Origin of the sequence: Streptosporangium saharense, assembly GCF_014203715.1 — a bacterium.
Taxonomy (GTDB): domain Bacteria; phylum Actinomycetota; class Actinomycetes; order Streptosporangiales; family Streptosporangiaceae; genus Streptosporangium; species Streptosporangium saharense.
In genome coordinates this window covers 198,154-224,460 of the sequence record NZ_JACHJP010000011.1, presented here as the reverse complement: position 1 = coordinate 224,460, position 26,307 = coordinate 198,154, and the positions used below count along the sequence as shown (strand labels likewise).

The 26,307-nt window shown below is 72.6% G+C and carries 26 protein-coding genes and 1 riboswitch; of the genes, 19 read left to right on the top strand and 7 right to left on the bottom strand.

The genetic code is table 11. From position 1 onward, the window contains the following. Positions 1-77: 77 nt before the first annotated feature. Genes FHS44_RS34780 through hypE form a run of 11 tightly spaced genes read left to right on the top strand, consistent with a single transcriptional unit; the run spans position 78 to position 8,670 of the window. Positions 78-1,898 carry a nickel-dependent hydrogenase large subunit gene (locus FHS44_RS34780; protein ID WP_184723058.1) on the top strand — a complete coding sequence of 607 codons (1,821 nt, stop codon included), beginning with the start codon at positions 78-80 and terminating at the stop codon, positions 1,896-1,898. A gap of 14 nt (positions 1,899-1,912) precedes the next feature. Continuing rightward, positions 1,913-2,467 carry a NifU family protein gene (locus FHS44_RS34775; RefSeq protein WP_184723055.1) on the top strand — a complete coding sequence of 185 codons (555 nt, stop codon included), beginning with the start codon at positions 1,913-1,915 and terminating at the stop codon, positions 2,465-2,467. Further along, positions 2,464-3,102: a DUF5947 family protein gene (locus FHS44_RS34770; RefSeq protein WP_184723052.1), complete on the top strand. Its 639-nt coding sequence runs from the start codon at positions 2,464-2,466 to the stop codon at positions 3,100-3,102. The genes FHS44_RS34775 and FHS44_RS34770 overlap by 4 nt, the downstream gene beginning before the upstream one ends. Further along, a complete protein-coding gene (locus tag FHS44_RS34765) occupies positions 3,095-3,736 on the top strand; it encodes a DUF6084 family protein (RefSeq protein ID WP_184723049.1) in 642 nt (213 codons plus the stop codon). Before FHS44_RS34770 ends, FHS44_RS34765 begins: the two co-directional genes overlap by 8 nt. After that, positions 3,733-5,124 carry a hypothetical protein gene (locus FHS44_RS34760; RefSeq protein ID WP_184723046.1) on the top strand — a complete coding sequence of 464 codons (1,392 nt, stop codon included), beginning with the start codon at positions 3,733-3,735 and terminating at the stop codon, positions 5,122-5,124. The genes FHS44_RS34765 and FHS44_RS34760 overlap by 4 nt, the downstream gene beginning before the upstream one ends. After that, a complete protein-coding gene (locus FHS44_RS34755; RefSeq protein WP_184723044.1) occupies positions 5,121-5,633 on the top strand; it encodes a hydrogenase maturation protease in 513 nt (170 codons plus the stop codon). Before FHS44_RS34760 ends, FHS44_RS34755 begins: the two co-directional genes overlap by 4 nt. Beyond that, complete coding sequence (locus tag FHS44_RS42785; RefSeq protein ID WP_376771631.1) at positions 5,630-5,734, top strand: DUF6893 family small protein; 105 nt, start codon at positions 5,630-5,632, stop codon at positions 5,732-5,734. The genes FHS44_RS34755 and FHS44_RS42785 overlap by 4 nt, the downstream gene beginning before the upstream one ends. Before the next feature lie 34 nt (positions 5,735-5,768). Continuing rightward, complete coding sequence (locus FHS44_RS34750; protein WP_184723040.1) at positions 5,769-6,164, top strand: hydrogenase maturation nickel metallochaperone HypA/HybF; 396 nt, start codon at positions 5,769-5,771, stop codon at positions 6,162-6,164. Next, positions 6,139-6,417, top strand: a complete 279-nt coding sequence (locus tag FHS44_RS34745; RefSeq protein WP_312863936.1) for a HypC/HybG/HupF family hydrogenase formation chaperone — start codon at positions 6,139-6,141, stop codon at positions 6,415-6,417. The genes FHS44_RS34750 and FHS44_RS34745 overlap by 26 nt, the downstream gene beginning before the upstream one ends. After that, complete coding sequence (gene hypD, locus FHS44_RS34740; RefSeq protein ID WP_184723034.1) at positions 6,404-7,528, top strand: hydrogenase formation protein HypD; 1,125 nt, start codon at positions 6,404-6,406, stop codon at positions 7,526-7,528. The genes FHS44_RS34745 and hypD overlap by 14 nt, the downstream gene beginning before the upstream one ends. Next, positions 7,525-8,670, top strand: coding sequence for a hydrogenase expression/formation protein HypE (gene hypE, locus FHS44_RS34735; RefSeq protein ID WP_312863935.1), 1,146 nt, complete (start codon positions 7,525-7,527; stop codon positions 8,668-8,670). The genes hypD and hypE overlap by 4 nt, the downstream gene beginning before the upstream one ends. 166 nt (positions 8,671-8,836) lie before the next feature. Here the strand turns inward: hypE and FHS44_RS34730 are convergent, their stop codons facing one another. From FHS44_RS34730 to FHS44_RS34720, 3 genes are all read right to left on the bottom strand, one after another. Next, complete coding sequence (locus FHS44_RS34730; protein ID WP_221461647.1) at positions 8,837-11,290, bottom strand: carbamoyltransferase HypF; 2,454 nt, start codon at positions 11,288-11,290, stop codon at positions 8,837-8,839. 302 nt (positions 11,291-11,592) lie between these two features. Then, positions 11,593-12,648, bottom strand: a complete 1,056-nt coding sequence (locus FHS44_RS34725; protein WP_184723028.1) for an LCP family protein — start codon at positions 12,646-12,648, stop codon at positions 11,593-11,595. A 2-nt stretch (positions 12,649-12,650) separates the two neighbouring features. Continuing rightward, on the bottom strand, positions 12,651-13,232 hold the full coding sequence (locus FHS44_RS34720; protein WP_184723025.1) for an RNA polymerase sigma factor: 582 nt from the start codon (positions 13,230-13,232) through the stop codon (positions 12,651-12,653). A gap of 120 nt (positions 13,233-13,352) precedes the next feature. On the opposite strand from FHS44_RS34720, the gene FHS44_RS34715 reads away from it, so the two are divergent. Continuing rightward, a complete protein-coding gene (locus tag FHS44_RS34715) occupies positions 13,353-14,132 on the top strand; it encodes an SDR family NAD(P)-dependent oxidoreductase (protein ID WP_184723022.1) in 780 nt (259 codons plus the stop codon). Between the two features lie 4 nt (positions 14,133-14,136). On the opposite strand, the gene FHS44_RS34710 is transcribed toward FHS44_RS34715, so the two are convergent. Continuing rightward, positions 14,137-14,481: a VOC family protein gene (locus tag FHS44_RS34710; protein WP_184723018.1), complete on the bottom strand. Its 345-nt coding sequence runs from the start codon at positions 14,479-14,481 to the stop codon at positions 14,137-14,139. A 172-nt stretch (positions 14,482-14,653) separates the two neighbouring features. Here FHS44_RS34710 and FHS44_RS34705 point away from each other — a divergent pair, with 172 nt between their 5' ends. The 6 genes from FHS44_RS34705 to FHS44_RS34680 all read left to right on the top strand — a co-directional run bounded on the left by FHS44_RS34705 (position 14,654) and on the right by FHS44_RS34680 (position 18,994). Beyond that, on the top strand, positions 14,654-15,052 hold the full coding sequence (locus FHS44_RS34705) for a TIGR03618 family F420-dependent PPOX class oxidoreductase (protein ID WP_184723014.1): 399 nt from the start codon (positions 14,654-14,656) through the stop codon (positions 15,050-15,052). Between the two features lie 77 nt (positions 15,053-15,129). Then, on the top strand, positions 15,130-15,678 hold the full coding sequence (gene def, locus FHS44_RS34700; protein WP_184723011.1) for a peptide deformylase: 549 nt from the start codon (positions 15,130-15,132) through the stop codon (positions 15,676-15,678). Between the two features lie 138 nt (positions 15,679-15,816). After that, positions 15,817-16,248, top strand: coding sequence for a pyridoxamine 5'-phosphate oxidase family protein (locus tag FHS44_RS34695; RefSeq protein WP_184723008.1), 432 nt, complete (start codon positions 15,817-15,819; stop codon positions 16,246-16,248). Beyond that, positions 16,241-17,491, top strand: a complete 1,251-nt coding sequence (gene cbiE / locus FHS44_RS34690; protein ID WP_184723006.1) for a precorrin-6y C5,15-methyltransferase (decarboxylating) subunit CbiE — start codon at positions 16,241-16,243, stop codon at positions 17,489-17,491. The genes FHS44_RS34695 and cbiE overlap by 8 nt, the downstream gene beginning before the upstream one ends. Next, positions 17,488-18,231, top strand: a complete 744-nt coding sequence (gene cobM, locus FHS44_RS34685) for a precorrin-4 C(11)-methyltransferase (RefSeq protein WP_184723003.1) — start codon at positions 17,488-17,490, stop codon at positions 18,229-18,231. Before cbiE ends, cobM begins: the two co-directional genes overlap by 4 nt. Continuing rightward, on the top strand, positions 18,224-18,994 hold the full coding sequence (locus FHS44_RS34680; RefSeq protein ID WP_312863934.1) for a cobalt-precorrin-6A reductase: 771 nt from the start codon (positions 18,224-18,226) through the stop codon (positions 18,992-18,994). The genes cobM and FHS44_RS34680 overlap by 8 nt, the downstream gene beginning before the upstream one ends. On the opposite strand, the gene FHS44_RS34675 is transcribed toward FHS44_RS34680, so the two are convergent. From FHS44_RS34675 to cobG, 3 genes are read right to left on the bottom strand one after another with little or no spacing between them, the layout of a single operon-like run. Then, entirely contained in the window at positions 18,982-20,508 is a 1,527-nt protein-coding gene (locus FHS44_RS34675; RefSeq protein WP_184723000.1) for a precorrin-2 C(20)-methyltransferase, read from the bottom strand. The two genes, FHS44_RS34680 and FHS44_RS34675, sit on opposite strands and share 13 nt — an antisense overlap. Then, a complete protein-coding gene (locus FHS44_RS34670) occupies positions 20,505-21,131 on the bottom strand; it encodes a precorrin-8X methylmutase (protein WP_184722997.1) in 627 nt (208 codons plus the stop codon). The genes FHS44_RS34675 and FHS44_RS34670 overlap by 4 nt, the downstream gene beginning before the upstream one ends. Next, the gene (gene cobG / locus FHS44_RS34665; RefSeq protein WP_312863933.1) at positions 21,128-22,393 is read right to left on the bottom strand and encodes a precorrin-3B synthase; all 1,266 of its coding nucleotides are present in this window, start codon (positions 22,391-22,393) and stop codon (positions 21,128-21,130) included. The genes FHS44_RS34670 and cobG overlap by 4 nt, the downstream gene beginning before the upstream one ends. A 20-nt stretch (positions 22,394-22,413) precedes the next feature. Then, a riboswitch (cobalamin riboswitch) is annotated at positions 22,414-22,612 on the top strand. Positions 22,613-22,707: 95 nt separating this feature from the next. Here cobG and cobN point away from each other — a divergent pair. Continuing rightward, a complete protein-coding gene (gene cobN / locus FHS44_RS34660) occupies positions 22,708-26,301 on the top strand; it encodes a cobaltochelatase subunit CobN (protein ID WP_184722991.1) in 3,594 nt (1,197 codons plus the stop codon). The last annotated feature ends 6 nt before the right edge of the window (positions 26,302-26,307 follow it).

Sequence of the window (26,307 nt, the reverse complement as noted above, 5' to 3'; positions counted from 1 at the left end):
CGAGGTCCCGAGGGACCCGGGCGCAACGATCACGGCGAGGGCAGGCCCGCGGACACGCGGGCGGGGACGGGGCTGACATGACGACGACACCGCACCAGGGTGGCGCGAAACCGAGCAAATCCGCGAAGGGGTCACAGGACAGCGAACTGGTGGAGATGGCCTGGGACCCGATCACCAGGATCGTGGGCAGCCTGGGCATCTACGCCAAGGTCGACTTCAAACAGCGGCGGGTCGCCGAGTGCTACAGCACCTCGTCGATCTTCCGTGGCTACAGCATCTTCATGAAGGGCAAGGACCCCAGGGACTCGCACTTCATCACCAGCAGGATCTGCGGGATCTGCGGCGACAACCACGCCACCTGCTCGGTGTACGCGCAGAACATGGCCTACGGCATCCGCCCACCGGCACTGGGGGAGTGGATCGTCAACCTCGGCGAGGCCGCCGAATACATGTTCGACCACAACATCTACCAGGAGAACATGGTCGGGGTCGACTACTGCGCCAAGATGGTCGCCGAGACCAACCCCGGCGTGCTGGCGACCGCCGAACGTACCGAGGCCCCGCACGCGGCCGACCACGGTTACAAGACGATCGCCGACATCATGCGCTCGCTCAACCCCCTCGAAGGGGAGTTCTACCGCGAGGCGCTGCAGATGAGCAGGCTGACCAGGGAGATGTTCTGCCTCATGGAGGGCAGGCACGTCCACCCCTCGACGCTGTACCCCGGAGGGGTCGGCACGGTGGCGACCGTGCAGCTGTTCACCGACTACCTGTCGCGGCTCATGCGGTACGTGGAGTTCATGAAGAAGGTCGTGCCGATGCACGACGACCTGTTCGACTTCTTCTACACGGTGCTGCCGGGCTACGAGGAGGTCGGCAGGCGCCGGGTGCTGCTGGGCTGCTGGGGCAGCTTCCAGGACCCCGGATACTGCGACTACGACTACCGCAACATGACCGACTGGGGCCGCCGGGCCTTCGTCACCCCGGGCGTCGTGGTGGACGGCAGGCTGGTGACGACCGACCTGGTGGACATCAACCTGGGCATCAGGATCCTGCTGGGCAGCTCCTACTACGACGACTGGGAGGGCCAGGAGAAGTTCGTCACCCACGACCCGCTGGGCAACCCGGTCGACATCCGCCATCCGTGGAACCAGCACACCATCCCGCACCCGCAGAAGCGGGACTTCGACGACAAGTACAGCTGGGTGATGTCGCCGCGCTGGTACGACGGCGAGAACATGCTGGCCCTGGACACCGGGGGCGGCCCCATCGCCAGGCTGTGGGCGACCGCGCTCGCCGGGCTCGTGGACATCGGCTACGTCAGGGCCACCGGGAACAGCGTGCAGATCAACCTGCCCAAGAGCCTCACGAAGCCGGAGAAGAGCTTCGAGTGGAAGATCCCCATGCACAACGGGCAGCCGCTGTCGAACGCGATCGAACGCAACCGGGCGCGCACCTACTTCCAGGCCTACGCCGCGGCCTGCGCGCTGTACTTCGCCGAACAGGCGCTGGCCGAGGTGCGGGCGGGCCGCAGCGACACCTGGACGCCGTTCACGGTGCCCGACGAGGCGATCAGCTGCGGCTTCACCGAGGCGGTCCGCGGGGTGCTCTCGCACCACATGGTGATCCGCGACGGGAAGATCGCCAACTACCACCCGTATCCACCGACGCCGTGGAACGCCAGCGTGCGCGACAGCTACGGCACGCCGGGGCCGTACGAGGACGCCGTGCAGAACACGCCGATCTTCGAGGAGAACCCGCCCGAGCGCTTCAAGGGCATCGACATCATGCGGGCCGTGCGCAGCTTCGACCCCTGCCTGCCGTGCGGCGTGCACATGTACCTCGGCAACGGCGGCGAACTGCGCAGGCTGCACACCCCGCACGCCTTCGGCGCCTGAGAACGGGGGCGGGGATGTCGGCGACCACCGACGCGCGGGCGACGGGCGAACGGGTCGAGGAGCTGCTGGCCGGACTGGCCGCGCTCGGCGACCCGGCCGCCCACGCCAGGGCAGAGGAACTGGTCAGGGCGCTGGTCGGCCTGTACGGCGCGGCCCTCGAACGCGTCATGGAGATCGTGACCGAGGAGGAGGCGGCGGGGGTGCTGCGCCGCCTGACCTCCGACCCCCTGCTGTGCGGCCTGCTGGCGGTGCACGACCTGCACCCGCTGGACACCGGCGAGCGGGTACGGCTCGCCCTGGAGGAGGTCAGGCCCCACCTGGGCAGTCACGCGGGGGACGTGGAGCTGCTGGCCGTCGAGGAGGAGACCGGGGTGGTACGGCTGCGCCTGCGCGGCGCCTGCGACGGCTGCCCCTCCTCCAGGGTCACGGTGCGGGACGCGATCGAGCGGGCGGTGACCGGGGCCGCTCCCGAGGTGGCCCGGGTCGAGGTCGAGGGCGTGCACGACGACACGCTTCTGCAGATCGCCCCGGGGCCGTGTCCCGTCCCGGAACCGGGCGTGACGCGGTGAGCACGGGCCTTCGGCGCTTCAGGGAACCCGCTCCCGAGGTGGGAAAGCCGCGTGAACGGTGCTGCGAGCTGTGCGCGGAGCCGATCGGTGAGCGGCACGCCCACGTGGTCGACGTCGGCAGCCGCGCCCTGATGTGCGCCTGCCACGGCTGCCACCTGCTCTTCACCACCGAGGGGGCGGCCATGGGCAGGTTCCTCGCGGTGCCGGACCGTCACCTGTACGCGCCCCGGCTGGCCCTGTCCGAGGGCGACTGGGAGGAGCTGCAGATCCCCGTGCGCATGGCGTTCCTCTTCCACAACTCGGCGCTCGGCCGTACGGTCGCCCTCTATCCGAGCCCCGGAGGGGCGACCGAGTCCGAGCTGCCGATGGAGACCTGGGAACGGGTCCTGGCGGCCAACCCCGCCCTCGCCGACGTCAGGCCGGATGTCGAGGCGCTGCTCGTGGACCGGGGACGGGACGGCTTCGTGTGCCACCTGGTGCCGATCGACGCCTGCTACGAGCTGGTCGGCCTGGTCAGGACCCGGTGGAAGGGCTTCGACGGTGGCCGGGAGGCGTGGGAGGCCATCGACTCCTTCTTCGCGGACCTGCGCCGACGCGGCCGGGTCGTCGGAGTCGCAGGAGGGGACCGTGACTGAACTCGGCTTCACCTGCCTGGACGTCCGGCCCGACCCGTTCGCGGCCTCCCCGACGCTGGTCTTCCGGCTGCGCCTGGTCGAGCCGGAGGGCAACAGGGTGCAGGCCGCCGTACTGCGCTGTCAGATCCGGGTCGAACCGCGCCGCCGCCACTACACGTCGCGGGAGGCCGTCCTGCTCGGCGACCTGTTCGGCGACCCCTCCCGGTGGGGGAGCACGCTCACGGCGCTGCAGTTCGCCAACGTCTCGGTCACGGTGCCCGGCTTCACCGGCGTGACCGAGGTGGACGTGCCGGTGCCCGTCACCTACGACCTTGAGGTGGCCGCCGCCAGATACTTCGCCGCTCTCGACGACGGCGAGATCCCGCTGATCCTGCTGTTCAGCGGCACCGTGTTCACCCGGACCCCGCAGGGCCTGTCGGCAGGGCAGGTGCCCTGGGACCGGGAGGCGCGCCACCGGCTGCCGGTGGCGGTGTGGCGGGAGCTGATGGACCACTACTTCCCCGGCCAGGGCTGGCTGCGGCTCGATCGGGAGACCCTGCGCGAGCTCGACCGCTTCAAGTCGGCCAGGGCGCTGCCCACCTGGGACGAGACCGTGCGGGCGCTGCTCGCCCAGACGAGGGAGGCGGCCGGATGAGCACCCCCATGGAGACCGCGAGGCAGGTCGCCGACACCGTGCTGTACGAGGGCTACCTGCTCTACCCCTACCGGGCCTCGGCCGCCAAGAACCAGACGCGCTGGCAGTTCGGGGTGCTCGTGCCGCCCGCCTACACCGCGACCGCCGAGCCGTCCTCCTGCCAGACCGAGTGCCTCCTCCAGGCGGGGGAGGGGGCGACGGTCCACGTCAGGCTGCGCTTCCTGCACCTCGTCGCCAGGACCGTCGAACGCCTCGACGACGACGGCGAGCACAGGCCGGTCCCCTCCCTGACGGTCGGCGAGGAGACCCACCTGACCTTCGACGAGGCCGCTGAACGCGAGTGCGAGGCCGTACTGCAGCTCGCGGAACTGCTCGCGGCCGAGCGGACCATTGACGCGGGCTTTCCCGCGGGCCGTACGGCACAGCCGCTCCTGACGCCGTCGGGACAGATCGTCGGCCGGGTCGTGCGCGAGCACCTGCCGGTCGAGGCGACGGTGCGGATCGGCGCCGAACGGCTGGCCGGGCCGTACGAGATGGTGAGGTTGCGGGTGCGGGTCGAGAACGTCTGCGGCTGGGAGCCGGGGCCGGGGGCGGGGCGCGACGACGCGCTGCGCAGGTCGCCGATCGCCGCGCACACGCTGCTCGCGGTCGCGGGCGGGGAGTTCCTGTCCCTGTTCGACCCGCCGGAGTGGGCGGGCGAGGCGGCGCGCGCCTGCCGGAACCTGCACACCTGGCCGGTGCTCGTCGGCGACCCGGAACGGCGGGACGCCGTGCTCTCGGCGCCGATCATCCTGTACGACCACCCGGCCATCGCGCCGGAGAGCCCCGGCGACCTCTTCGACGCCACCGAGATCGACGAGATCCTCAGCCTCAGGACGCTGACGCTGACCGAGGAGGAGAAGCGGGAGGCCAGGGCCACCGACCCGCGCGCCGCCCGCATCGTCGAACGGACCGAGGACATGCCGGGCGAGATACTCGAACGGCTGCACGGCGCCATCCGATATCTGCGCTCCTGCGGCCCCGAGCCTTCTCAGGAAGAGCAGGAGCGGGTGCCCTGGTGGGACCCCGGCGCGGACACCTCGGTGTCGCCGGAGAGCGACGGCGTCGTCGTCGCGGGGGTGACCCTCGCCAGGGGCAGCAGGGTCCGGCTGCTGCCCGGCGGGGGCGCCTCACCAGGACTGCCGGGCGGACGCCGCGCCGACGCCCACGACATGTTCCTGGTCGGAAGGGCCGCGACGGTCGAGGCCGTGCTGCTCGACGTGGACGGCGACCACCACCTGGCCGTGACCCTCGACGACGACCCGGGGGCCGACCTGCAACGCGCCCAGGGCCGCTTCCTGTACTTCTCGCCCGACGAGGTCGAGCCGCTTGACGGGGAGGGCCGATGAGAATCCTGGTGGCGGGCGTGGGGAACGTCTTCTTCGGCGACGACGGGTTCGGTGTCGAGGTCGTCAGGCTCCTCGACGCGGAGGGGCCACCGGAGGGAGCCGTGGTCGCCGACTTCGGCATCCGCGGCGTCCACCTCGCCTACGAGCTGCTGGCGGGCTACGACAGCCTGATCCTCATCGACGCCGTTCCCAGGGGAGAGAGCCCGGGGACGCTGTCGGTCATCGAGCCCGGCATCGAACGGGGCACGCCGGACCAGGCGCCGCTCCTCATGGGAGCGCTCGGCGACTCCCACAGCATGACCCCGGACGCGGTGTTCGCACTGTTCGGCCCGCTCGGCGTCAGCACCGAACGCGTGCTGCTCGTCGGCTGCGAGCCCGCCGACACCTCGCCCGGCATGGGCCTCAGTCAACCGGTCGCCGACGCGGTCCCCGTGGCCGTGGGTCTGGTCCGGGAGCTGGTCGCGGAACAGGTCGCGGCCATCGGAAGTACGGAGAGGGGAAGGTCATGATCGGAAAAGTGCTGCTCGTGGCGGCCGCCGCGGGTCTGGCGGTGGTGGTCGTCGCCTCGATACCCGACATCCTCCGCTACAAGCGGATGAGGGAGATGTGACCCGTGAGGGCCACCCAGGAAAGGCGGTACGGCCATGCATGAGTTCGGAATAGCCGAGGCGGTGCTCGACGCGGTCGAGCGCAGGGCACAGGGGCGCAAGGTGGCACGTCTGCGCGTGCGGGCCGGGACGATGCTGCGCATCACCGGTCCCGCGTTCGAGCAGGCGTTCACGATGGTCGCGCCGGGCAGCGTGGCGGAGGGCGCCGCGACGGACCTGGTCGTGATACCCGCCAGGCTCACCTGCCGTACGTGCGGCGGGGACGAGGAGACCTACGACGCGCTCGCCGTGTGCGGCGGCTGCGCGAGCACCGACGTCGACCTGTCGGGCGGCGACGAGCTGACCCTCGAATCCATCGAGTTCGAGGAGGTGGTGAGCCATGTGTCTGGGGATTCCGGGGGAGATCGTGGAGATCCTGACGGATCACGCTGACCTCGCGAGGGTCGACGTGAGCGGGGTACGGCGGGCGATCAACGTCGGCCTTCTCGAAAACGAGGATCTCAAGCCGGGGGACTGGATTCTCATCCACGTCGGCTTCGCCCTCTCCAAGATCGACGAGGAGGAGGCGAAGGCCGCGATGGAGTTCCTTGAGGGCATCGGCCAGGCCTACGACGACGAGATCGCCGCGCTCAAGGAGTCGTCACTCGACGCGTCCGGATGGGGTGAGGCGGATGCGGTTCGTTGACGAGTACCGCGACGCGGAGAAGGCACGTGCCCTCTCCGCGAAGATCGCGAGCCTGTGTGAGCCGGGCCGTCAGTACAAGTTCATGGAAGTTTGTGGCGGCCATACCCACACCATCTACAAGCACGGGCTTGAGGACTACCTGCCGGAGAACATCACCCTGGTGCACGGCCCCGGCTGCCCGGTCTGCGTCATCCCGATGGGACGGGTTGACGACGCCATCCACATCGCCGAGCGGCCAGACGTGATCATGACCTCCTTCGGCGACATGATGCGGGTCCCCGGCGGGCGGGGCTCCTTCTTCGACTCCATGGCCCAGGGCGCCGAGATCCGCATGGTCTACTCGCCGCTGGACGCCCTCAAGATCGCCCGGCAGAACCCGGACAGACGTGTCGTCTTCATGGCGATCGGCTTCGAGACCACGGCTCCCTCGACCGCCATGACGGTCCTGCGCGCCGAGGCCGAGAAGATCACCAACTTCTCCGTCTTCTGCAACCACGTGACGATCATCCCGGCGATCAAGGCCATCCTGGACTCCCCGGACCTGCGCCTCGACGGCTTCATCGGCCCCGGGCACGTCTCGACGGTCATCGGCTGCGGGCCGTACGCCTTCATCGCCCGTGACTACCGCAAACCGCTCGTCGTCGCGGGGTTCGAGCCGCTGGACATCCTGCAGTCGATCTACATGCTGCTGCGGCAACTGGCCGAGGGGCGCTCCGAGGTGGAGAACCAGTACGCCCGCGTCGTGCCGTGGGAGGGCAACCCCAGGGCGCTGACCGCCGTCAACCAGGTGATGAAGCTGCGGCCCTACTTCGAGTGGCGCGGCCTGGGCTTCATCTCCCACTCCGCGCTCGGCATGCGGGAACGCTATGCCGTCCACGACGCGGAACGCATCTTCGACATCCCCGGCGTCCGGGTGGCCGACCCCAAGGCGTGCCAGTGCGGCGAGGTGCTCAAGGGCGTGCTCAAACCGTGGGAGTGCAAGGTGTTCGGCACCGCCTGCACCCCGGAGACCCCGATCGGCACCTGCATGGTCTCCTCGGAGGGCGCCTGCGCGGCCTACTACAACTTCGGCCGCTTCTCCAGGGAGCGCGTCAGGGAGGCGACCCGGTGACCGGTGCAGACGGGACAGCGAGCTGGGCGGAGGCCCTGGTCCGCGAGCACGAGAGCCATGCCGTACGGCCGGGCCGCGAGGAGCAGGTTCTCGAACGCATCGACAGGGCACGCCGCCGCAGGGCCACGGTGCGGGAGGAGTACGTCACCATGGCCCACGGGGCGGGCGGCAAGGCCACCCAGTCCCTGATCGAGGCGATCTTCCTTGAGTCGTTCCGCAACCCGCTGCTCGAACCCCTTGAGGACGGCGCCGTGTTCGGCGCGGGCACCGAGCGCCTGGCCCTGACCACCGACTCCTACGTGGTCTCGCCGCTGTTCTTCCCCGGCGGGAACATCGGGGACCTCGCGGTCAACGGGACCGTCAACGACCTGGCGGTGTGCGGCGCCAGGCCGCTGTACCTCTCGGCAGGTTTCATCCTGGAGGAGGGGTTCCCGGTCGGCGACCTCAGGCGCGTCGTCGCGTCGATGGCCGTCGCGGCGGAGGTGGCCGGGGTGCAGATCGTCACCGGCGACACCAAGGTGGTGCAGCGCGGCAAGGCCGACGGGTGCTACGTCAACACGGCCGGTGTCGGGCTGATCGAACGGCCCGGCGCCCTCGGGGTGGCGGGCGCGCGTCCCGGCGACGCCGTCATCGTCTCCGGGCCGATCGGCGAGCACGGCGTCACGATCATGCTCGCCCGGGGCGAACTGGACATCGAGGCCGACCTGATCTCGGACACGGCGCCGCTGAACGGCCTGGTCGCCGCGCTCCTGGACGCCTGCCCTGAGGCCGTGCGCTGCATGCGCGACGCGACAAGGGGCGGGGTCGCCACGATCCTGAACGAGATCGCGCGGGCCTCCGGCGTCGCCGTGGTCGTCGAGGAGGACGCCGTTCCGGTACGGCAGGCCGTACGCGGGGCGTGTGAACTGCTCGGCATCGACCCGCTCTACGTGGCCTGCGAGGGACGCCTGGTGGCCGTGGTGGACGGCGCGGTCGTGGACACGGCACTGGCGGCCCTGCGGGCACACCCGCTCGGCGAGGGGGCCGCGCTCGTCGGCCGCATCGGGGAGGACCCACCGGGCCTGGTACTGCTGAAGACCGGCTTCGGCGGCACCCGCATCGTGGACCTCCTGGTGGGAGACCCGCTGCCGCGCATCTGCTGACCCGCCGTTGGCCGTGGGCGCCCAGGTGCTGTCGGTCGTGGGTGTCCGGGGGCTTGCCGGGCGTGGTGGTCGGGTCAGTGTTCCGCTGGTGGGAACCCTCTGCCGCGCGTCTGCTGCCCGCCGCCGGCCGTGGGTGTCCGGGTGCTGCTGGGCGTGGGCGTGCGGGTCAGCGGTGGTTGTCGCGGGCCGCCGCGACGGCGGCCTGGCCGAGGCTGATGCCGCCGTCGTTCGGTGGCACCTGCCCGTGTGTCAGCACGTGGAAGCCGTCCTCCTCAAGGAGGGCGGCGGCCCGTACGAGCAGCAGCGCGTTCTGGAACACGCCCCCGGAGAGCGCCACCGTCGAGAGGCCACTCGTCTCCCTGACCCGGGCGCAGCCCTCCGCGACGATCCGCGCGACCGTGGTGTGGAACCTGGCCGAGACCGTCCCGGTCTCCGTGCCCGCCCGCACGTCCTCGGCGATCGCCGCGACCAGGTCGGCGCCGTGGACGACGAAGGGGGAGGAACCAGTCAGGCGATGGCCGTAGTGCCCCTTCTCCACGGGGTCGGCGAGCTGCTCCCACTCGATCGCGGCCTGTCCCTCGTAGCCGATCACGTCCCGCACCCCCGCGACGGAGGCCACCGCGTCGAACAGCCTGCCCGCGCTCGATGTGAGGGGGGCGTTCACCCCGCGCCTGCCGAGCGCCAGGACACCGTCCCACGATTCGGCGTTGCGCCGTACGACATCCAGATCGTCGGGTACGGCACCGCCGTACGCCACGTCGAGACAGGCCGCGGCCATCCGCCACGGCTGCCTGACCGCCGCGGCCCCGCCGGGCATCGGCACCGTGGCCAGGTGGCCCGCCCGCTCGAAGGAGACCAGGTCGGCGACCAGGAACTCCCCGCCCCACAGCGTCGCGTCCGGGCCGTAGCCGAGACCGTCGAAGGCCACCCCGATCACCGGCCCCGTGACCCCGTTGTCGGCCAGGCACGAGGCGATGTGCGCGTGGTGGTGCTGCACCCCGACCAGGTCGGCCCCTTCGAGGGCGAGCGCGTATTTCGTCGACATGTACTCCGGGTGGAGGTCGTGGGCGACCACCTCGGGGACGACGTCGAACAGCCGCAGGAAGTGCTCGACCCCCTCGGTGAACGAGCGGAACGTCTCGTAGTTCTCCAGGTCGCCGATGTGGTGGGAGACGAACGCGTGGGTGCCCCTGGCCACGCAGAAGGTGTGCTTCAGCTCCGCGCCGCAGGCCAGCACGGGTCTGGGCAGGCCGAGGGCGAGCGGCAGCGGGCGCGGCGCGTACCCCCGGGAACGCCGCAGCGGCAGCTCACGGCCCCGCAGGACCCGCAGCACCGAGTCGTCGGTACGCGTGTGGATCGGCCGGTCGTGGACGAGAAAGGCGTCGGCGACCCCGCGCAGCCGGGTCAGCGCGTCCTCGTCGCGGTAGGCGATCGGCTCGTCGGAGACGTTGCCGCTGGTGAGCACCACGGGCTCACCCAGACGCCGCAGCAACAGATGGTGCAACGGCGTGTAGGGCAACATCACCCCGAGCCACAGACCCTCCGACGCACCGGAGGCTTCCGCAGGGGTCTCCCCGGAGACTCCCGTGGAGGCCGCCAACGGGGACGTCTCCGAGGCTGCCACCTGGGATGTCCCCGACGATGCTGTCCCCTGAGATGCAGTCGATGCCGTCGCGGAGGCCGGGGACGCTACGGCCGGGGCCACCGAGGGGGCGACGCGGGAGGCTGCCTCCTCGCGTCCGTGGAGCAGCACGATCGGACGTGCCCCTGAGGTGAGCAGCCGTTCCTCCACCTCGTCCACCTCGCACAGCGACCGTGCCCCCGCCAGGTCGGCCACCATGACCGCGAACGGTTTCTCCTGCCGGTGCTTCCTGGCGCGCAGTGCCGCGACCGCACTCTCGCGGGAGGCGAGGGCGGCCAGGTGGTAGCCGCCCAGGCCCTTGACCGCGAGCACCCCGCCGTCACGCAGCAGCCGTACGGCCTCCTCGACCGGATCGCCTGCCAGCGGCTCGCCGTCGCGGCCGAGCAGCCGCAGCCGGGGGCCGCAGGCCGGGCAGCACACCGGCTGGGCGTGGAAGCGCCGGTCGGCCGGGTCGTGATACTCCCGCGCGCAGTCCGCGCACATGGCGAAGCCCGCCATCGTGGTGTTCGGCCTGTCGTAGGGCACGTCCCGCACGATCGTGAACCGGGGACCGCAGTTGGTGCAGTTGACGAAGGCGTAGCCGTACCGCCGATCCGCCGGGTCGTCCATCTCGCGCAGGCAGTCGTCGCAGGTGGCCACGTCCGGCGAGACGAGCGCGCGCCGCGTCCCGCCCTCGGTGCTGCGCGCGATGGCGAAACGGGTCTCGCCCGTCACGGGAACCGCCCGCGCGCTGACCCGCTCGACCGTCGCGAGCGGCGGCGGACTCGTCCTGAGCGCCGCCGTGAACTCCGCGACGAGGGCCGGGGCCCCCTCGACCTCGATGAACACCCCGCGCTCGTCGTTGCCGACCAGCCCGCCGAGGCCGAGCCGCACCGCCAGGCCGTACACGAAAGGACGGAAACCGACCCCCTGCACGACACCCTCGACCCTGATCACGGAGCGCACACGTGTGCTCACCCGCTCATTGTCTGCGGGCATGCGGGATGCCGCAACGAGGCGCGCCCCACACTCCCCGCCATGTACGGCTCCCGCACACTTGCTCCACACGCGCGGAACCCCCTCGGGCCGCTCCGCGCGGAACCATCCCCGACGGCTTCCGCTGTCCGGCGACCGCCCGGGCCGCTCCGCGTGGTCATCCAGCTCTCCAACACGGCTCCCCGTTGCCCGGTGACCGCTCAGGCCCGTCCCACACGACCTCCGGCTCCGCGCGACCAACCCGGTCACCCCGCGCGGCTCCCCCTCAGGCCGCTCCTTACGGCTGTCGCGGAGCGGTAGCCGGTTCACAGGGTGTCGTCGCGGACTTTCGCGAACAGGCGTTGGGCGGCGGGGCGGTCCCAGTCGAGCATGCCCGGGTCCGAGGCGGACGGGCGGACGGGCACCCTGAAGGACCCGAACGACCCCGGGACCGTCCCGTCCAGGCTCTCGGCGATGGCCCGCAGCGTCGGTAGGTCGAGCTTGCTGTCGGCCTTGACCGACTTTGCGGCGGCGCCGAGGAAGGCGGCCAGACGGGCGGGGTCGGACATCAGCCCACCGGCCTTGCGCAGCATGGCCTCCACGAAGCGCTGCTGGCGTCCGATCCGCCCCAGGTCCGAGCCGTCACCCAGGCTGTAACGGGCCCGCACGTAGCCGAGCGCCTGGCCGCCGTCGAGCACCTGCCTGCCCTTGGGGAGCCGTACCTTCGCCCGTGGGTCGTCGATCGGGGTGGGCAGGGTGACCTCGACCCCGCCGAGGGCGTCAACCATGTCCTTGAAGCCGGAGAAGTCCACCTCGACCGCGTGGTCGACCCGGATTCCGGTCAGGACCTCCACCCGCTTCCAGAGGCAGGCCATCCCGCCGTCGGCGAAGGACGCGCCGATCCTTTCGGTCTTGGCGGGACCTGAGGCCCCGCCCGCGGAACCCGCGCAGGGCACGACGGGAACCGCCAAGTCCCTCGGGACGCTGACGACGGTGACCCGCCCGCGGTCGGCGGACAGGTGCACCAGGAGCAGCACGTCGGCGCGGGCGGGGTTCCTCCCCGACCCCATCTGGCCGTCGGTCCCGGCGACGAGCACGTTGATCGCCTCGTTCGCCTTGACCGGGCGCGCCCCGACCGGGGTGGCCACCTCGTGGCCGCGCAGCAGCACGGCCGGGGCGACGAGCACGGCCGCGGTGGCCGCGGCGGCCAGGCCGAGCATCGCCATGCCGCGCACGCTGAGCCCCCGTGGCCCTCGTGGTCGCCGTGGCCGTCCCGTGCCGTTCGAGGCGTCGAGCAGGCGCCGCCGCTGATTGGCGAGCGTGGCGGGCGGCTCGTGCTCCAACTCGTCGCCGAGGGCGCGGAGCATCGTCAGGTCGTCCATGGTCACTCCTCCTCGTGCATCGGGTTGGTCTCGCCGAGCGCCGCGCGGACCTTCCTGCGGGCTCTGTTCAGCCGGGAGCGCACGGTGCCCACCGGGATGCCGAGGGAGCGGGCGGCCTCCTCGTACGACAGGTCGCCCCAGGCGATCAGCAGCAGGACGTCACGGTCCCTGGCAGGCAGCCCCGCGAGCGCCCCCGCGAGCGCGGGCCTGCAGGCCAGGGCGGTGACCTCGGCGGCCACCCGGTCGGCCGGGCTCTCGACCACGCCCTCCCCGGGGCTGCGCTGCAGCGCCCGGTACCTCGCGGCCTCGGTGCGGTGGTGCCTGGAGACGAGTTTGGTCACGATGCCGAACAGCCAGGGACGGGCGTCGGTGTAGGCCAGGTCGTAGCGCCTCCTGCGGTCGAAGGCGACCAGGAACGTCTCCCCGACCAGGTCCTCGGCCACCTCGGGGCCGAGCCTGCGGGAGACATATCGGTAGAGCATGTCGGCGTAGCGGTCGAACAGCGCGGAGAACGCCTCCGGACGTGTCCAGGACTCCCGCACCAGGTCGTGGTCACACGTACCGGTCGTGGGTGGTGCGGTCATCGTCGGCACCATGGCATCGGGCCGGCCCCTCCGTAGGAACAGTCGGAACAGTGGTCAGCCATGTCTCGCCACAACGCCCCGATCGGGTTCACACGTCGAGGCTCCTCTACAGTTCGGCCCATGACGACACAGTCCTACCTGTCAGAGCTGTTCTCCCTGGACGGAAGGGTCGCCGTGGTGACCGGCGGGAGCTCCGGCATCGGCCGTGCCATCGCCGGGGCCCTGGCCCGCGCGGGGGCGGCCGTCGTGGTCGTGGCGCGCCGGAGGGAGGAGCTGGCCGCGACGGTCGAGGAGCTGACGGCCGACGGCTGCCGCGCCGCCTGGGTCAGCGCCGACCTGGGCACCCGCGAGGCCGTGCGCGCCGCCGCAGAGGAGGCCGCGAAGGCGTTCGGCGAGCCCGACATCCTCGTCAACAGCGCCGGGATCAACCAGCGACCGCCCATGGGGGAACTGGGCGAGGACGTGTGGGACATCACCATGGCCGTCAACCTGGAGGCGCCCTACCTGCTGGGGCAGCGGTTCGGGCCGGGCATGGCGGAGCGGGGGTTCGGCCGGATCATCCACGTCAGCTCCCAGCAGGCGCACCGGGCCTTCGTGCAGAGCGGCGCCTACGGCGTCTCCAAGGGCGGGCTCGAATCGCTGTCGCGCTCCCAGGCCGAGGCGTGGTCGCCGTACGGTGTCACCTGCAACACGCTCGTGCCGGGGTTCGTGATGACGCCGCTCAACGCGCGGCTCTCGTCCGACCCGGAGCGGGTGGCGGCGCTGGCCGCGCGCACGATGATCGGCCGCAACGGCCTGGCGGAGGACTTCGCGGGCGCGGCGGTCTTCCTGGCGAGCCGCGCCTCGGCGTACGTCACCGGGCAGTCGATCTTCGTGGACGGCGGGCTCTCCGTGCACTGACCGGTCAGGGGCTGACGAAGCAGAACTCGTTGCCCTCGGGGTCGCGCATCACCTGGAAGGCGCCCGCGGCGTCACGCACCTGCTCACCGACGCGCCGCGCGCCCAGGCTCAGCGCCTCCTCCGCGGCCACGGTGACGTCCTCCACGGCGATGTCCAGATGGAGGCGGTTCTTGCCCGTCTTGGCCTCGGGCACCCGCTGGAAGGCCATCCTGAGCCCGCCGGGCGGGTCGAGACGGGACCAGCCGGGGTCACGGTGCACCGGGACCCCGCCGAGCAGGCGGCTCCAGAACACGGCGAGCGTCTCGGGGCTGGCGCAGTCGAGGACGAGCTGACTCTGGTGGGCGGTCATCCGCCGATCGTACGGCCCGCCGACGCCGAGGCGGTCCGGAGCCTGGGGAGGCCCGCGCCGAACTCCCCGTGCGGCAAGGGGATGGAGCACGAGGTGGGGGGCGGTGGAATTGATCGGTTACCCGTGATGTTCGATGGGTCGGTAGGCACATCACGCGACTGCGGAGGTTCCCGTGGGAAAGCTGAACGACGACGCCAAGGCACTGATCAGCCAGCCCATTCACGGCTGGGTGACCACCGTGCGGCCTGACGGCTCGCTGCACAGCACCGTCGTCTGGGTGGACGTGGACGGAGACGACGTCATCTTCAACACCGCCGTGGGCCGCGCCAAGGAGCGCCACCTGCGTAACGACCCGCAGGTGTCGGTGAGCGTGCTCGACCCGAAGGACGCCTTCCACCTGGTGAGCGTCTCCGGGGTCGCCGAGCTTGAGCTCGACGGCGCCGACGAGGTCATCGACGGCCTGGCCAACAAGTATCTCGGGGTGGAGACCTACCCCTACCGCCAGCCGGGCGAGCAGCGCATCACCGTCAGGGTCAGGCCCGAGCAGGTCGTCTACAGCGGGGGCCGCTGACCACCCGTCCCGCGGGGTTCGCGGCCACCAGTAGTCTTCTGCGGCGAACCACATACCGCGACATGGAGGCGTGACGGATGGAAGCAAGCGGCGAGGGTACGGCGAGGCCGATCACGGTTGTCGGTGAGCCGGTGCTGCACCGCCCGTGCGAGGACGTGACGGCCTTCGACGAGGAGCTGGCCGTGCTCGTGGCCGACATGTTCGCCAGCATGTACGCCGCGGAGGGCGTCGGTCTGGCCGCCAACCAGATCGGCGTGCCGCTGCGGGTCTTCGTCTACGACTGCCCCGACGAGACCGAGGAGTACCGCAGGGGCGTCGTCGTCAACCCGACCCTGGTGCTGCCGGGCCACGGCGAGCGCAACCTTGACGAGTACGACGAGGGCTGCCTGTCCGTCCCCGGGCAGCGGGCCAACCTGGCCAGGCCCGACCGGGCCGTGGTGCACGGCTTCGACGTCACCGGGGCGCCGATCACGGTCGAGGGCACCGGGCTGCTCGCCCGCTGCCTGCAGCACGAGACCGACCACCTGGACGGCATGCTGTACATCGACAGGCTCCCCAGGGAGCGCCGCCAGCAGGTCCTCGCGGCCTACGAGAGCGAGCGCGCCCAGCCGTCCACGGCCGAGTGAGCCCCGGCCCCCGGCGGAGCCCGTCCTCCGCCGGGGACGCCCCGTGTATCCCCGTGGCGAACGCGGAGCTCGCGGAGTGTTCTCGTGGGGTGGGGCGACGACGCCGCGGGCGTAAAGATCCAGGAGACATGCCCTACTATGGCGCCCCGTAGACAGCAGCCACGGGAGGGACAGCCGGTGTTGACGGATCGCGAGGACGGTTTCCACGCCTTCTGGCGGGAGTACCACCTGTGCACGCTGACCACGTTGCGGGCCGACGGCACGCCGCACGTCGTCCCGGTCGGCGTGACGCTGGACGCCGAGGCCGGGATCGCCAGGGTGATCACCTCGGACGGCTCGCGCAAGGTCCGTCACGTCGAGGCGGCCGGGGACGGCGGTGCCCGGGTCGCGGTCTGCCAGGTGGACGGCGGGCGCTGGTCGACGCTCGAAGGCAGGGCGGTGATCCGCAGGGACCCCGCCTCGGTCGCCGAGGCCGTGCGCCGCTACGCCGAGCGCTACCGGCAGCCCAGGGAGAACCCCGCCCGCGTCGTCATCGAGATCAGCGTCACCCGCGTGCTCGGAAATGTCTGACCGGATAACCGTCGTCGGCGTCGGAGCCGACGGCTGGGCCGGTCTGTCCCCGCGGGCACGCGAGGAACTGCTCGCCGCCGACGTGCTGATGGGCGGCTCCAGGCAGCTCGACCTGGTTCCCGTCTCCGTCTGTACGGCGGAGCGCGTCGTGTGGCCGTCACCGCTGCTGCCCGCGCTGCCCGGCCTCGTCGAGGCCAACCGTGGTCGCGCGGTGTGCGTGTTGGCCAGCGGCGACCCCATGTTCCACGGCATCGGCACGACGCTGGTGCGGCTGCTCGGCGCCGAGCGGGTCAGGGTGCTGCCCTCGCTCTCCTCGGTCTCGCTGGCCTGCGCCAGGCTCGGCTGGGCCGCCGACCGCGTCGAGGTGGTCAGCCTCGTGTCGCGTCCCGTCGAGGCCGTGCACCCCGCCGTCCACGACGGGCGCAGGGTGCTCGTCCTCAGCGCCGACGGCCGCACCCCGGCCGGGGTCGCCGCGCTGCTCACCTCCCGGGGGTACGGCGCGAGCCCGATGACCGTCCTGGAACGCCTGGGCGGTGACGACGAGCGCCTGGTGTCCGGTACGGCGGGCGGCTGGGCGGTGCCGGAGACCGCAGCCCTCAACGTCGTGGCCGTGGAGTGCGTGGCCGCCCCGGGGACCGTTCCACTGCCGTGCCTGCCCGGCCTGCCCGACGAGACGTTCGAGCACGACGGCCAGCTCACCAAGCGCGAGGTGCGGGCGGTGACCATGTCCCGGCTCGCGCCCGTCCCCGGCGAACTGCTGTGGGACGTCGGCGGCGGGGCGGGCAGCGTCGCGATCGAGTGGATGCGCGCCCACCGGGAGAACCGGGCCGTCGCCGTCGAGAAGGACGGCGGCCGGGCCGAGCGGCTCACCCGCAACGCCCACGCCCTCGGGGTGCCCGGCCTGACCGTGGTGACCGGGGCCGCCCCCGGCGCGCTCGACGGCCTCGCCGTCCCCGACGCCGTGTTCGTCGGCGGCGGGGTGAGCGCCCCCGGCGTGATCGAGGCCTGCTGGCGGGCGCTGCGGCCCGGGGGCAGGCTGGTGGCCAACGCGGTGACCGTCGAGTCGGAGGTCACCGTGGCCGCCTGGCACGCCAGGATCGGCGCCCCCCACAGCGAGATGGTCAGGCTCGCGGTCAGTAGGGCCGCCCCGGTCGGCGGTTTCACCGGCTGGCGGCCCATGATGCCGGTGACGATCTGGACGGCGGTCAAACCGGCGGAGCCGGTAGAGGAGGAACGACGGTGACGGTGCGGTTCGTCGGGGCGGGGCCTGGGGCCGCCGACCTCATCACCCTGCGGGGACAGCGGGTGATCGCCGCCTCGCCGGTCTGCCTGTACGCGGGCTCCCTGGTCCCGCAGGAGCTGCTTGAGTGCTGCCCGCCGGGGGCGCGTCTCGTGGACACCGCCAGGATGGCCCTCGACGAGATCGTGGCCGAGATGTTCGCCGCCCACGAGGCGGGGCTCGACGTGGCGAGGCTGCACTCGGGGGACCCCTCGGTCTACAGCGCGATGGCCGAGCAGATGCGGCGCCTGGACGCCGAGGGCGTGCCGTACGAGGTGGTGCCCGGGGTGCCCGCCTTCGCTGCGGCGGCGGCCTCGCTGAAGCGGGAGCTGACCGTGCCCGGCGTCGGCCAGACGGTGGTGCTCACCCGCACCTCGGCGCGGGCCACCCCCATGCCGGAGGGGGAGGACCTGGACACCCTCGGCAGGTCGGGGGCGACGATGGTCCTGCACCTGGCCGTGCAGCGCGTCGAGGCGGTCGTGGGGGAACTGGTGCCCCGCTACGGCCTCGACTGCCCGGTCGCCGTGGTGGCCAGGGCCAGCAGGGACGACGAGGTGATCCTGCGCGGCACGCTCGCCGACATCGCCGACCAGGTCCGCGCCGCGGGCATCCTGCGTACCGCGGTGATCGTGGTGGGCAGGGTGCTGACCGCCTCGGAGTTCCCCGACAGCCACCTGTACTCGGCGGCCCGCTGCCGTGACTGACCCGGGCACGCTGAACGTCCTGGTGCTCGGCGGCACCGACGAGGCGAGACGACTGGCCGCCGCGCTCGCAGAGCGGCCGGGGACCCGGGTGGTCTCCTCCCTGGCCGGGCGGGTCCGCGACCCCAGACTGCCGGTCGGGGAGGTGCGCGAGGGCGGCTTCGGCGGCCCCACCGGGCTCAGGGCCTGGATCGAGGAGAACCGGATCGGCGTCGTCATCGACGCCACCCACCCCTTCGCCGCCAGGATGACCGCCTCGGCGGTCGAGGCCACGGGCCTGGCCGGGGTGCCGCTGCTGATCCTGCGGCGGCCCGGCTGGCAGCAGGGCCCCGGCGACGACTGGCGCTGGACGCCCTCCCTGGAGGCCGCGGCGGAGCTGCTGCCCAGCCTGGGAGGCCGGGTCTTCCTGACCACCGGCCGCCGCAGCCTGCCGGTCTTCGCGGGCCTGGACGACCTGTGGTTCCTGGCCCGCTCCGTCGATCCGCCCCGGCCGCCGCTGCCGCGCAACCTCAAGGTGCTGCTCAGCCGGGGCCCGTTCACCGTCGAGGGGGAACTGGCCCTCATGCGGGACCACGACGTCGAGGTCGTGGTCACCAAGGACAGCGGCGGCCGGATGACGACCGCCAAGCTGTTCGCCGCCCGCGAGCTGGGCCTGCCCGTCGTCGTCGTGCGCCGCCCCGCCGTACCCGACGACGTCCCGAAGGCCGAGACCGTCGAGCGGGCGGTGGCGTGGCTGGAGGCCGTGGCGGGTGCTCAGGCGGGGTAGCGGCGCGGGGTGAAGACCACCCGGCCCCCGTCCTTCCGCTCGGCGACCCTGGTGGTCGAGGAGCCGACCAGCAGCAGGCAGCGCATGTCCACGATGGCCGGGTCCAGCTCGCCCAGCGTGGTGACGGTCACGCGTTCCCCCGCGCCGCCGACGTCACGGCCGACGACCACGGGCGTGTACGGCGAGCGGTGTTCGAGCAGCAGGTCCCTGGCCGCCGCGACCTGCCAGGTGCGGCTCTTGGAAGCCGGGTTGTAGATCGCCAGGACCAGGTCCGCCCGCGCGGCGGCGCTGATCCTGTCGGCGACGACCTCCCACGGCTTGAGCAGGTCCGACAGGGACAGCACGCAGTAGTCATGGCCGAGCGGCGCCCCGACCCTGCTGGCGACCGCGTGCGCCGCGGTCAGGCCGGGCAGCACCCGCACCGGCACGTCCGCGAACCTCGGCTCGCAGGCCACTTCGAGGACCGCGCTGGCCATCGCGAACACCCCGGGGTCGCCGGAGGAGACCACCGCGACCCGCGCCCCGGCCGCGGCCAGTTCGAGGGCGTGCGCCGCCCGCTCGGCCTCGACCCGGTTGTCCGTGGGGTGACGGCGCTGCCGCGGGTTGTGCGGTACCCGGTCCAGGTAGGGGCCGTAGCCGACGAGGTCGTCCGCGGCGGCCAGGGCCTCCTGCGCCTCCGGAGTCAGCCAGGGCCGTCCGGCCGGGCCGAGCCCCACCACGACCACCTCGCCACCCTGGGCCTGCTCCGGAGCCCGTTCCTCGGCCCGCGCCTCGGGAAGCCCGGCGTTGACCGGGCTCGGCACCAGCGCCAGCGAGAAGTACGGCACGCTGTCCGGATCGACCTCGGCCAGCGGGGCGATGCGCTGGTCGCCCGTGGTCGCGCGCTCCACGTACCACGCCTCGTCGAGACGGCCCGCCCCGGCCAGTGCGTCGCGCACCTTGGTGAACGTCCTGCCGAGCTTGAGGATCGCCGCGGAGTCGGTCGCGGCCAGCCGTTCGGCGATGACCTCGGCGGGCAGCGTGCCCGGGAGCACCGTCAGGACCTCGTCCCGCTCGACCAGCGGCCTGCCCAGCACGGCCGCCGCCCCGCTCACCGACGTCACACCGGGCACGACCTCGGTGACGTAGCGGTGGGCCAGCCGCTTGTGCATGTGCATGTAGGAGCCGTAGAAGAGCGGGTCGCCCTCGCACAGCACGACCACGTCGCGGCCCGCGTCCAGGTGGGCGGCCAGCCGCAGCGCGCAGTCGGCGTAGAAGTCGTCGATGGCGCCCTGGTAGCCACCCGGGTGGTCGGTGGTCTCGACGGTGAGCGGGTAGATCAGCGCCTCCTCGATCTGCCCCTCCCTCAGGTACGGCGCCGCGACCGAACGGGCGATGCTCCTGCCGTGGCGGGCGCTGTGGAAGGCGATCACGTCCGCCTCCCCGATGAGCCTGGCCGCCTTGACGGTCACCAGTTCCGGGTCACCCGGCCCGAGCCCGACGCCCGTGAGCCGTCCCGCTGACGTGTCGTTCACTCGACCTCACTCGCGATCGCGTTGACCGCAGCCGCGGCCATCGCACTCCCACCCCGCCGCCCGTGCACGACCAGGTACTCCAGACCCGCCGGATGCTCGGCGAGCGCCTGCTTGGACTCGGCGGCGCCGATGAACCCGACCGGCACGCCGAGCACGGCGGCGGGCCTTCCCGCCCCCTCCTCGACCATCTCCAGCAGCCTGAACAGCGCGGTCGGCGCGTTGCCGACCGCGACGACAGCCCCTTCGAGGCGGTCCCGCCACAGTTCGAGGGCGGCGGCGCTGCGGGTGGTGCCGAGCCGTACGGCAAGCTCGGGGACGCCGGGCTCACCCAGCGTGCAGACCACCTCGTTGCCCGCGGGCAGGCGGCGCCTGGTCACCCCGGAGGCGACCATCGTCGCGTCGCACAGGATGGGCGCGCCCGCGCGCAGCGCCGCCCTGGCGGAGGCGACCACGCCCGGCGACCAGCCGAGATCGGCGACCAGGTCGACCATCCCGCAGGCGTGGATCATGCGGACCGCGACCTGGGCGACGTCGGGCGGCAGGCCGTCCAGGTCGCTCTCGGCGCGGATGGTGGCGAAGGAACGCCGGTAGATCTCCGCGCCGTCCCGGACGTAGTCGGTCACGTTTCCCCTCTCAGGGCCGCCAGAGCGGCCGTGGTCTCCTCGATGTCCGCGCACTCCAGGCCGCTGTCTCCACGTTGGACCCGGTAGCCGGTCGTGGTCGCCACCACGTCCACGGCCCGTCCTCGCGGGCGGCCGCAGCGTCGCTCGCAGCCCGCCCAGTGCACCGGGAGCGTACCCGGAGCCGCGGGGGCGGCCGAGAGCGGGTCACCACCCGCCGTGATCCAGGCGGTGGCGTCGGCCCGCACGTCGGCCAGTGACTTCGCGCAGCCTGGACGCCCCGCGCAGGCCGTCACGCCCGTCCACGGCGAGGCCGGGTCCGTCACCAGCCCGGCCGCCGTGAGCCGCTCCACGGCCTCGGCAAGCCCGTCCGAAGCCAGGCCGGGCAGGACCACGCCGCGCCAGGGCGTCAGCCGTACCTCCCCGTGACCCAGGTCGGCCAGCAGGGCGGCCTGGGCGGAGGTCAGCCGTCCCAGCGGCACCGTGATCCCCAGCGCGGCCAGGCCATCGGGCCGCTCGATCACCCCGACCGGGCCCGAGGAGGGGGTGGGCGTCAGCCGTACGGGACAGACGGTCGCCTCAAGGGCGGCGCCGACGCGGGCGGCGATCCGCTCCGCGCAGCCGGGCAGCTCGCCGATCCGCCACAGGCGCCCCTCCCGCACCCCCGGCTCGTCCAGGAACGCCTCGGCGGCGGCCAGCAGCGCGGCGACCGCGGCGCCGTACGGCACCCGCAGGCCGCTGTCGGACCCCGCGAGCAGCAGCGCCACCTCGCCGGGGCCGGTGGGCAGGACGGCGGCGTCCGCCCCGAGCCAGGCCACGTCGCCCCGCCCGTCGTCGAGCGCGAACAGGAAACGCCCCGGCAGCCAGGCCAGCCCGGGAGTTCCGCACAGCCGCAGGTCGAGCTCGCCGGTCAGCGGTCCGACGTCGAGCAGCCCCCGGCCGTCGAGGCCGCTCAGCGGTGAGGCGAGGACGTTGCGGACCCGCTCGTGGGTGGCCGAGGGCAGCAGCCCCGCCGCCGCCATGCGGGCCGCGAAGCCGTTCCCCGCGCCGAGCCCCCGCACCTGGACGTTCGCCCGCGAGGTCAGCTCGACGACGTCGCTGCCGAAGACCGAGGCGGCTTCGGCCAGTTCACGCAGCTGGGAGGCCGTCAGCCGCCCCCCGGGCACCCTGACCCGCGCCAGGCCGCCGTCGGCGGCGGTGTGCACCTGGAGCGCCCCCGGGCACGCGTCGGGACGGGGTCGCCCAGAGAAGTCACCTTTTGACACGCTGTGGATGGTAGCTCCAGTTTCTTGCATGGAACCTCGCTGCCGTAGTCTCATCGTTGGCGACGGCAAAAGGGAGGAAGCCGGTGTGAGTCCGGCGCGGTCCCGCCACTGTAACCGGGGAGCGAACCCCATCCAGCCACGGCCCGGCGACGGGCGGGAAGGCCGGGGGGAGCGTCGATCCGGGAGCCAGGAGACTCCAGCCGTCGTAGCCGACGACGACCCGGGGCGAGGACCCCGAGGGAGGAAGCCTTCGTGCGCTGTTCGCTCATCCCGCCGTTCACGGCCCTGCCGCTCCACGCCGGGGAGCGTGACGCGTGATCCTCCTGCTCTCCACCTCCGACACCGACCTGCTCAGCGCCCGCGCCAGCGGCGCCGACTACCGTCTCGGCAACCCCGCCAGGCTCACCGCGCAGGATCTTCCGCCCCTGGTCGAGGGCGCCGACCTGGTCGTGGTGCGGCTGCTCGGCGGGCGCCGCGCCTGGGAGGAGGGCCTGGACGCCCTGCTGGCCGGGCCGGTTCCCGTCGTCGTGCTCGGCGGTGAGCAGGCGCCCGACGCCGAACTGATGGAGCTGTCGACCGTGCCCGGCGGGGTCTGCGCCGAGGCGCACGCCTACCTCGCCCACGGCGGCCCCGCCAACCTCGCCGAACTGGGCAACTTCCTGTCGGACACGCTGCTGCTGACCGGCCACGGCTTCGCCCCGCCCGCCCCGACGCCCGCCTGGGGCGTGCTTGAGCGCCAGGCGCGCCGTGAGGACGGCCCGGTCGTCGGCGTGCTCTACTACCGCGCCCACCACGTCGCGGGCAACACCGCCTTCGTCGAGACGCTCTGCGCGGCCATCGAGGACGCGGGCGCCCGCGCCCTGCCCGTCTACTGCGCCTCCCTGCGCAGCGCCGAACCCGGCCTGCTGGAGACGCTGGGCACTGTCGACGCCCTGGTGGTGACCGTGCTGGCCGCGGGCGGCACCCGCCCGGCCACCGCCTCCGCGGGCGGCGACGACGAGGCCTGGGACGTCGGCGCGCTCGCCGAGCTGGACGTGCCGATCCTGCAGGGCCTGTGCCTGACCGGGGGCAGAGCCGCCTGGGAGGCCAACGACGACGGCCTGTCCCCGCTCGACGCGGCGACCCAGGTGGCGATCCCCGAGTTCGACGGGCGGATCATCACGGTGCCGTTCTCCTTCAAGGAGATCGACGGGGACGGCCTGACCGTCTACGTCGCCGACCCCGAGCGCTCCGCCCGGGTCGCGGGCATCGCCGTACGGCACGCGATCCTGCGGCACGTCCCGGCCGCCGAGCGGCGGATCGTGCTGATGCTGTCGGCCTACCCGACCAAGCACTCCAGGATCGGCAACGCGGTCGGCCTCGACACCCCGGCGAGCCTGGTGCGGCTGCTGGCCGCGATGCGCGAGCACGGCTACGACATCGGCGCAGAGGACGAGCTTCCCGGCGTCACCGGGCAGGACGGCGACGCGCTGATCCACGCCCTGATCGCCGCGGGCGGCCAGGACCCCGACTGGCTCACCGAGGAGCGGCTCGCGGGCAACCCGGTGCGGATCAAGGCCTCCCGCTACGCCGCGTGGTTCGCCACGCTGCCCGAGGACCTGCGGGCCTCGGTTGAGGAGCACTGGGGACCGCCGCCCGGCGAACTGTTCGTGGACACCTCCGGCGACCCCGAGGGCGAGATCGTGCTGGCCGCGCTGCGGGCGGGCAACGTCGTCGTCATGGTCCAGCCGCCCCGGGGGTTCGGGGAGAACCCCATCGCGATCTACCACGACCCCGACCTGCCGCCCAGCCACCACTACCTGGCCGCCTACCGCTGGCTGTCCGACGGCTTCGGCGCGCACGCCGTGGTGCACGTCGGCAAGCACGGCAACCTGGAGTGGCTGCCCGGCAAGTCGGCGGGCCTTTCCGCCTCCTGCGGCCCCGACGCCGCGCTCGGGGACCTGCCGCTGATCTACCCCTTCCTGGTCAACGACCCCGGCGAGGGCACCCAGGCCAAGCGCCGCGCCCATGCCACCCTGGTGGACCACCTCGTGCCGCCGATGGCCCGCGCCGACACCTACGGCGACATGGCCAGGCTTGAGCAGCTCCTCGACGAGCACGCCTCCATCGCCGCGATGGACCCGGCGAAGCTGCCCGCCATCAGGGCGCAGATCTGGACGCTGATCCAGGCCGCCAGGCTCGACCACGACCTCGGCATCGAGGACCGCCCGCACGACGCCGAGTTCGACGACTTCCTGCTGCACATCGACGGCTGGCTGTGCGAGGTCAAGGACGTCCAGATCCGCGACGGCCTGCACGTGCTGGGCGCGGCCCCGCAGGGCGCCACCCGGGTGGACCTGGTGCTGGCCATCCTGCGCGCCCGCCAGATGTGGGCGGGCGGCGTGGCGCTGCCCGGCCTGCGCGAGGCACTCGGCCTGCGCGAGGACGGTACGGCGGGACGCCTGAGCACCGACGAGGCCGAGACCGTGGCCAGGTCCCTGGTCGAGGCCATGGAGGAGCGCGGCTGGGACCCCGAGGCCGTGGCCGAGGTCGCCGCGACCGTGGTGGACGGCGACCAGGAGCAGGTCGGGCGTGTCCTGCGGTTCGCGGCCGACGAGGTCGTCCCCAGGCTGGCCCGTACCGTCGACGAGATCGGCGCCATCCTGCACGCCCTCGACGGTGGCTACGTCCCGGCCGGGCCGAGCGGCTCGCCGTTGCGCGGCCTGGTCAACGTGCTGCCGACCGGCCGCAACTTCTACTCGGTCGATCCGAAGGCCGTGCCGAGCAGGCTGGCCTGGGAGACCGGGCAGGCCATGGCCGACTCACTCCTGGAGCGCTACCGCTCAGAGCACGGCGACTGGCCGCGTTCTGTCGGCCTGTCGGTGTGGGGGACGAGCGCCATGCGCACGGCCGGGGACGACGTGGCCGAGGTGCTGGCGCTGCTGGGCGTGCGCCCGGTGTGGGACGAGGCGTCGCGGCGCGTCACCGGTCTTGAGCCGATCTCCGCCGAGGAGCTGGGCAGGCCCAGGATCGACGTGACCGTCCGCATCAGCGGCTTCTTCAGGGACGCCTTCCCACACGTCGTGGCCCTGCTCGACGACGCGGTACGGCTGACCGCCGGGCTCGAAGAGCGGGACGAGGACAACTACGTCAGGGCGCACGTGCTGGCCGACACCCGCGAGCACGGTGACGAGCGCAGGGCGACCATGCGCATCTTCGGCTCCCGCCCGGGGGCCTACGGCGCCGGGCTGCTGCCGCTGATCGACAGCCGCAACTGGCGCGACGACGCCGACCTGGCCGAGGTCTACGCCGTGTGGGGCGGCTTCGCCTACGGCAGGGGCGTCGAGGGCGTCCCCGCCAGGCAGGACATGGAGTCCGCCTACCGGCGCATCGCGGTCGCGGCCAAGAACGTCGACACCCGCGAGCACGACATCGCCGACTCCGACGACTACTTCCAGTACCACGGCGGCATGATCGCCACCGTCAGGGCGCTCACCGGCAAGGCTCCCGCCGCCTACGTGGGTGACAGCACCCGGCCCGACGCGGTCCGCACCAGGACCCTGTCGGAGGAGACCTCCAGGATCTTCCGCGCCAGGGTGGTCAACCCGCGCTGGCTGGCCGCCATGCGCAGGCACGGCTACAAGGGCGCCTTCGAGCTGGCCGCGACCGTCGACTACCTGTTCGGCTACGACGCGACCACCGGGGTCGTCGCCGACTGGATGTACGACAAGCTGGCCGCGACCTACGTGCTCGACCCGGAGAACCAGGCGTTCCTGGCCGAGTCGAACCCGTGGGCGCTGCACGGCATCGCCGAGCGCCTGCTTGAGGCGGCGGGCCGGGGCATGTGGGAGCACCCCGACCCCGACGTCCTTCGCGAACTGCAGGAGGTCTACCTCAAGTCGGAGGGGGACCTGGAGGACGGCGCCTGACCCTGA